Annotated in this window: 7 protein-coding genes and 1 pseudogene; all 8 read left to right on the forward strand. The window is 66.4% G+C overall.

Going from position 1 to position 6,823, the window contains the following annotated elements:
• Positions 1-855 (forward strand): HNH endonuclease signature motif containing protein (locus tag WA965_RS15785; RefSeq protein WP_526447769.1); only part of this gene is annotated, 855 nt, incomplete at its 5' end.
• 153 nt (positions 856-1,008) lie between these two features.
• Positions 1,009-1,182 (forward strand): hypothetical protein, encoded by a 174-nt coding sequence (locus tag WA965_RS15790; RefSeq protein ID WP_526302447.1) that lies wholly within the window; start codon positions 1,009-1,011, stop codon positions 1,180-1,182.
• Between the two features lie 117 nt (positions 1,183-1,299).
• Positions 1,300-1,971 carry a GntR family transcriptional regulator gene (locus WA965_RS15795; RefSeq protein WP_526302449.1) on the forward strand — a complete coding sequence of 224 codons (672 nt, stop codon included), beginning with the start codon at positions 1,300-1,302 and terminating at the stop codon, positions 1,969-1,971.
• A 79-nt stretch (positions 1,972-2,050) separates the two neighbouring features.
• Complete coding sequence (locus tag WA965_RS15800; protein ID WP_526302451.1) at positions 2,051-3,466, forward strand: allophanate hydrolase; 1,416 nt, start codon at positions 2,051-2,053, stop codon at positions 3,464-3,466.
• Positions 3,463-4,155: a cysteine hydrolase family protein gene (locus WA965_RS15805; RefSeq protein WP_526302453.1), complete on the forward strand. Its 693-nt coding sequence runs from the start codon at positions 3,463-3,465 to the stop codon at positions 4,153-4,155. Before WA965_RS15800 ends, WA965_RS15805 begins: the two co-directional genes overlap by 4 nt.
• An 11-nt stretch (positions 4,156-4,166) precedes the next feature.
• Positions 4,167-5,759 carry a regulator gene (locus WA965_RS15810; RefSeq protein ID WP_526302455.1) on the forward strand — a complete coding sequence of 531 codons (1,593 nt, stop codon included), beginning with the start codon at positions 4,167-4,169 and terminating at the stop codon, positions 5,757-5,759.
• A gap of 134 nt (positions 5,760-5,893) precedes the next feature.
• The gene (locus tag WA965_RS15815; protein WP_526447771.1) at positions 5,894-6,484 is read left to right on the forward strand and encodes a TetR/AcrR family transcriptional regulator; all 591 of its coding nucleotides are present in this window, start codon (positions 5,894-5,896) and stop codon (positions 6,482-6,484) included.
• Position 6,485: 1 nt separating this feature from the next.
• Positions 6,486-6,823 (forward strand): annotated as a pseudogene (locus WA965_RS15820) (hypothetical protein); the annotation flags it as partial.

A 6,823-nucleotide genomic window follows, 5' to 3' on the forward strand; every position in this document is an offset into this window, starting at 1 on the left:
AACCCCGACGACCCCGAACCGTGTACCGCCGGCACACCGAGCCAATCCCAGATCGACAACGATCACCGCAGCCTGGCCCAACGCCAACACGACGCGCTGCTGGTGATCGGCCGGATCGCTTTGATGAGCGGGGAACTCGGTCAGCTCAACGGTCTTCCGGTCAGGGTCATCATCCGCACCACGCTGCAAGACCTCGAGAGCAGAGCCGGGGTCGGTGTCACCGGCGGCGGCACCAACATGCCCATCAAAGATGTGATCCGCCTCGGCGCCCACGCCCACCACAGCCTCGCGGTGTTCGACCGCGCCACCGGCTCCGCGCTGGACCTGTTCCGCACCAAACGCGTCGCCTCGCCGGCTCAACGGCTCATGCTCGCAGCGCGCGACGGTGGTTGCACCAAGCCTGGGTGCACCGTCGGCATCTACGGCACCCAGGTTCACCATGTCACTGCTGACTGGGCGGCCGGCGGCAACACCAACGTCGACGACCTCGGCCTGGCGTGTGGACCCGACAACAGAATGGTCGACACCCACGGCGGCTGGACCACCCGGATGAACGACCGCCACGAAGTCGAATGGACACCACCGGCACCACTGGACACCGGCCAAACCCGGATCAACTACTACCACCGCCCCGAAGCCCTGCTAAGGCCGCCAGGCGAACCCGAAATGCCCGAACCCCAACCCGGCGACGCCGAGCCGATCGATTCGGAACCGATCGACCTCGAGCCAGTCGTCGCCGAGCAGCCCGACCCCGAACCGATCACCCCCGAGGAACTCGACCCCGAACCGAGCGACCACACCAGCCAACCCGGCGAACCCGGCGGACCCGCACCACCCGATAACCAAGCAGCCTGATCGCTGCAGGTCTCGAATGCGGACACCTCGCCGTTCCGCACCACCGGGGACTGTGGATTTATCGGTGATTCCGGCCTGACATGCTGAGCGTTCCTCGGCGGCGGAAGGTGCCCGAGGACGGCGCTGGGTGAGTTGACGGCTGGGCCGAGTGGGATGACTGTGCTTGGGCTCGTCGAGATCGACCCGGTCTTCCATGACGGCCAGACCGACCAAACCCGAGTCAACAACCACCACCACCCCGAGCGATACCTCCTGCCCGACGACGACCCGCCCGACGACGACCCGCCCGACGACGACCCGCCGGAAGATGACCGCGGCGGGCCATGAGAGACGTTGCGTAATAGATGATTCGGGATGAGTCCACCGGATCCCAAGTACATGCGACATGTGCGTCGCGGGCGGTGTCGATGCGCCGAGGGGCAATAGTTCCTACCATTGTGTGCCATGGCCGCGCCGAGTGATGACCCGTCGCGCCCCTTGTTGCCCGCAACCCTGGTCGAACTGGCCGGACACCGACTCCGTGACGCGATCCTCAGCGGTGAGCTCGCGCCGGGCGACAAGATCGTCGAAGAGCAGCTGTGCGCCGACTTCGGGATCAGCAGGGCACCGCTGCGGGAAGCGCTGCGGCTGCTCGCGCAGCAAGGCCTGGTCGAGCATCTCCCCCGGCGCGGATCCCGCGTGACCGAGTGGTCACCCGGCGACATCCTCCAGTTGTTCGGGCTCCGGGGAGTCCTGGAGCGGCACGCCATCGAAACCGCGCTGCCCCTACCCGACCCCGAGCAGGCTCTCGAGCCGGTCAGAGCAGCGCTCGAACGCATGGACACCGCGCAGGACGCTCTGGATCGCGACGATGCTCACCGAGCGTTCCATGCAGCGGTCGTGGCTCTGGCCGCCAACCGACAACTCGACATCACTCTCGAACCCATCCTGCTCAAGCTGCAGCTGCCGATGGCCAGGAACCTGCGCGAAGAGGCCCGCCAGCGGGAGGGCGGCGACGGCATCGAGCGACACAAGGCGATCTTGTCCGCGCTCGAGATGAACGATCCCGCAGTCGTTGTCGAGGCTCTGCAGGACCACGGGCATCTGCACTACCTCGGCCTCGAGTCCGAGCGCTGAGGTGCTCGAGTCCGAGCGCTAACACAAACGACACACAGCTGACCCGCATTCGCCATCATTCTGTCGACAATCGACAGTTATGGCCGAAGCCTTTCATGGTCCCTCCGTCGGACCCTCCGTAGCGGAGATCCTCGCGTCGCACGCGGGGGGCACGGGATCGCCTGCAAAAACCGCTGCTCGCGTTGCCGATGCGATCGCCGCCCGTGGCGACGACGGCACCTGGTTGTCCACGGTTCCCCGTGACCAGTTGGTCGCCGCGGCGGAGGCGATCGAGCAGCGCCCCGGCGCCAGGACGCTGCCGCTCTACGGCGTGCCGTTCGGGGTCAAGGACAGCATCGACGTCGAGGGCGTCGCCACGACGCTGTCATGTCCCGACTACGCCTACGTCGCGTCAGCCACCGCACCCGCCGTGCAGAGACTGCTCGACGCCGGGGCGCTGTATGTGGGCAAGACCAACCTCGACCAATTTGCGACGGGGCTGAACGGAACACGTACGCCCTACACCGTCCCCCGCAGTGTTTACGGCGGCGAGATGATCTCGGGCGGCTCGAGTTCCGGCTCTGCGCTGGCGGTGGCGCTCGGGCAGGTGCCGTTTGCGGTCGCCACCGACACCGCCGGCTCCGGTCGGGTGCCGGCCGCGCTGAACGGGGTCGTGGGCTTCAAACCGTCGCGGGGGCTGATCAGCACTGTGGGTCTCGTTCCCGCCTGCAAATCGCTGGACTGCCTCAGCGTCATGGCGGGTTGCGTCGACGACGTAGACCGGGTGCTCGATGTGATGGTGGGCCGCGACGACGACGATCCCTGGTCGCGCGACCGCGGGCCCCGCTTCTCGGGTGCTCCGATCCGGGTGGGGTTGCCACCGGAGTCGGAGCTGGAGTTCTTCGGCGACAACGAGATGCGCAGCGCGCACCTGGCTTTCAGGGAGCACCTGTCGCGATCCGCCACGGTCGTCGACGTCTCGCTGGAACCGTTCCTCGCCGCCGGCTCGTTGCTCTACCAGGGCCCCTGGGTGGCCGAGCGGTTGGTGGAATTCGGCGATTTCCTGGCCGCACAACCGGAGTCGATACATCCGGTGGTGCGTGACATCTTCTCCAGTGGGCAGAATTACACGGCGGTCGACGCCTTCGCTGCCCTGCAGAAGCTGCAGGAGCTCAAGGCTGTGGTGAGCCGTCTGTGGGGCCGCATGGATGTGCTGTTGCTGCCGACGATCGGCACCACCTTCACCGTCGACGAGGTTCGTGCCGCACCGATCGACTGCAACACCATGCTCGGCCACTACACACATTTCGGTAACCTGCTCGACCTTCTCGGTGCCGCGATTCCGCTCGGTGTGACCGCCGATGGGCGGCCGTACAGCGCCATGCTGCTGGGCGCCGCGCTCAGCGACGACACCGTACTGCAGCTGGCTGCGCAGCTCCTCGACGAACCGCGAGCGCCGCAGACGGTGACCGCCATGACCACAACCGATTCCAACGTCGCCGAGGAGCGCCTGTGACATCAAGATTCGACGTGCCTGCCGAACCGACCCCCTTCGCGATCGTCGCGGACAGGACAGCGCTCATCGTCATCGACATGCAACGAGACTTCCTGTTGCCCGGTGGTTTCGGCGAAAGCCTCGGCAACGATGTGAATCAGTTGCTCAAGGTGGTGCCACCGCTGGCCGCCTTGATCGCAGCCGCCCGCGCATCGGGTGTCATGGTCATCCACACCCGCGAGGGGCATGAACCCGACCTTTCCGACTGTCCCCCGGCCAAACTCAACCGCGGCGCGCCGTCGAAACGCATCGGCGACCCGGGCAAGTACGGCCGCATCCTGATCCGTGGCGAATACGGCCACGACATAGTCGACGAGCTGGCCCCGATCGACGGCGAGGTCGTGATCGACAAGCCCGGGAAGGGCGCGTTTTATGCCACCGAGTTGTCGGAGATCCTGGCCGAGGCGGGAATCACCCAGCTCTTGATCACCGGTGTGACCACGGAGGTCTGCGTGCATACAACCACTCGTGAGGCCAACGACCGAGGCTACGAATGCCTGGTCGTATCCGACTGTGTGGGTTCATATTTCCCCGATTTCCAGCGCATCGGCCTGGAGATGATCAAAGCGCAGGGGGGCATTTTCGGTTGGGTGGCCGACAGTGCGGCGGTCATTCCAACACTGAGCCAACTCGCCGCGACGGCAGCCTGAGAGAGGATCCGATGAGCACTGAAGTCACCAATCCGCCCGCCGATTCCCCCACGGAGAAGCCGGTCTCCATACCGTGGTGGACCCGCGGCGATACGAACGCATTCTTCGGCCTCGGATTCAACATCCTGGTCAACGTCCTCACGCTGACCGGGTTGATGATCGGCGTCATCGCAGTGCCCGCCGACGACGTCCTGGGCACCGTGCTGCCCGCACTGGGTGTCGCGCTCATTCTCGGCAACCTCTACTACACATTCCTGGCGCGTCGACTCGCTCAGCGTGAGAACAGATCTGACGTCACTGCTCTGCCGTACGGGCCGAGTGTGCCGCACATGTTCATCGTGGTCTTCGTCGTCATGCTGCCGGTCTATCTGGCCACCGACGACCCGATCCAGGCCTGGCAGGCCGGTCTGGCGTGGGCGTTCCTGATCGGTGTCATCGTCATGATCGGCGCCTTCGTCGGTCCGTTCATTCGAAAGCTGACACCGCGGGCGGCGATGCTGGGCACCCTTGCTGGCATCTCCATCACCTTCATATCGATGCGCCCGGCGGCGCAGATGTGGGAGGTGGCCTGGATCGGTCTGCCCGTGCTGGCCATCATCCTGATCGGCTTTTTCACGAATGTGAAGCTGCCGGGTGGTATTCCGATCGGCTTGCTGGCGCTGTTGGTCGGTACCGCGATCGGGTGGGCGGGCGGATACATGTCCGCTCCTGACGTCGGCCAGGCCGTCAGCGACATCGCCATCGGCATCCCGGACCTGCGATTCGACATGTTGTTCAGCGGGCTCTCCGACCTCGCGCCGCTGCTGGGCACCGCGATCCCGCTCGGTGTCTACAACTTCACCGAGGCGATGAGCAACGTCGAGAGCGCCGCCGCCGCCGGCGACAACTACAACCTGCGCAGCGTGCTGCTCGCCGACGGCGCGGGCGCGGTGGTCGGTTCGGCGTTCGGTTCGCCGTTCCCGCCCGCGGTCTACATCGGGCACCCGGGGTGGAAGGATGCCGGTGGCCGGGCGAGCTACTCGCTGGCGAGCGGGGCCGCCATCGGGTTCCTCTGCTTCGTGGGACTTTTCGGGGTTCTCGCTGCGCTGCTTCCGGTCCCTGCCATCGTGCCGATTCTGCTGTACATCGGGCTGCTGATCGGGGCGCAGGCGTTTCAGGCGGTGCCCCGGCTGCACGCGGTGGCAGTGGTTGCCGCGCTGTTACCCAACCTTGCCGAGTGGGGTCGGGGCATGATCGACAACGCGCTGAGCGCCGCGGGGACCTCGGCGACCGAGGTGACTGCTGAAGCGTTGAACAACGCGGGTGTGGTCTATGACGGATTGAAGACGCTCGGCGAGGGCGCGGTACTGGTCGGCCTCATCCTCGGCACGATGGTCACCTTCATCCTGGACAAGAAGTTCCTCTATGCCGCGGGCGCATCTGCGGTGGGGGCCGCGCTGTCCTTCATCGGACTCATCCACGCGCCGGAGGTCTCGTGGGCTGCGAGTCCGCAGGTGGCGCTGGGCTATCTGTTCTTCGGAATCGTCTGTGTCGCTTTCTCATTCCTTCCCGGTGCCAAGGATCCGGTGGAGGTCGACGAGTCCGATGTCGTAGCGGGCCACTGAATCCGGCGCCCGCATCTCGCCGATGCGCAGCGGGGATGGCGGTCACACCGGGGAACGCCACGTGACTTAGTTAACCTAATTTATCGTGGTCAGGTGTCTACGAAGTCCGCTAGCCTCATGAGGTGCCCACCCGACTGCCCGATCGTGGCCTCAGTGCCGACCCCCGCGCCGAGCGGGTCCGCACGCGACTCCGAGACGCGGCGTTCGCGCTGGCACACGAGCGTGCGGTCGACGAGATCACCGTCGGGGAACTGGTCACCAGGGCCGACGTCAGCCGCCAGGTGTTCTACCGGCATTTCCGCGACCGCGACGACGCCGTCGCGGCGGCTTTATCGGTCGCCTTCGGACAGGCATGCGCCGATAACGGCGGCGACGCACGGGTGCGCATCATGCGCCTGTTCGATTTCGCAGGGGAACACCGCGCGATGTACCGCAATGTGGTGCCCAGTTCGGTCACCCAACGGGTGGTCAGCGCCTTCCGCGCCGAACTCGCCCCCGCCTGCGCCGAGATCGCGACCCAGGGCATGGCCGTGGTGACGCCGATCGCCGGACTGACCGTCGAAGCCGTGACCCGCTTCCTGGTGGGCGGCTTCATGGAGGTATTGCGGTCCTGGATGGAGGAGCCCGAGGCGCGCGACGCCCGAGACCTCCGAGACCGCGTCGCCGCCGCCTTCGACACCGTCAACGCGCTCCTCACGCTGCCCGAGACCGCCGGGAGGCCATGACATGGGCAAGCACAACGGCCACACGGTCACCCCGTCCATCCCGCGGGGACACGGGGTCACCCGCACCCAGGTCCGCCATGTGGTGCTGGCGATGGTCACCTTCACCCTGCTCGTCCTGGCGATGATCGCCAGTTATGCCGGCGCCTTCGCCAAGCCCACCCTGCACCACCTCGACATCGCCGTCGCGGCCCCGCAGCAGCTGCTCGACGCGCTCAAGACCCGCTCCGAATTGGATGTGACCGCGGTCGGTGACGACGCCGCGGCCCGGGCCCTGGTCCTCGAACGAAAGGCCGATGCGGCCTTCGTCGTCACTCCCGCGGGCGGTCTCGACATCTACGT

It is taken from the genome of Mycobacterium sp., assembly GCF_049683935.1.
Classification (GTDB): domain Bacteria; phylum Actinomycetota; class Actinomycetes; order Mycobacteriales; family Mycobacteriaceae; genus Mycobacterium.

Coding starts and splice junctions, on each gene's coding strand:
- WA965_RS15790 (WP_526302447.1), top strand. CDS start 1,009: ATGACTGTGCTTGGGCTCGTCGAGATCGACCCGGTCTTCCATGACGGC.
- WA965_RS15795 (WP_526302449.1), top strand. CDS start 1,300: ATGGCCGCGCCGAGTGATGACCCGTCGCGCCCCTTGTTGCCCGCAACC.
- WA965_RS15800 (WP_526302451.1), top strand. CDS start 2,051: ATGGCCGAAGCCTTTCATGGTCCCTCCGTCGGACCCTCCGTAGCGGAG.
- WA965_RS15810 (WP_526302455.1), top strand. CDS start 4,167: ATGAGCACTGAAGTCACCAATCCGCCCGCCGATTCCCCCACGGAGAAG.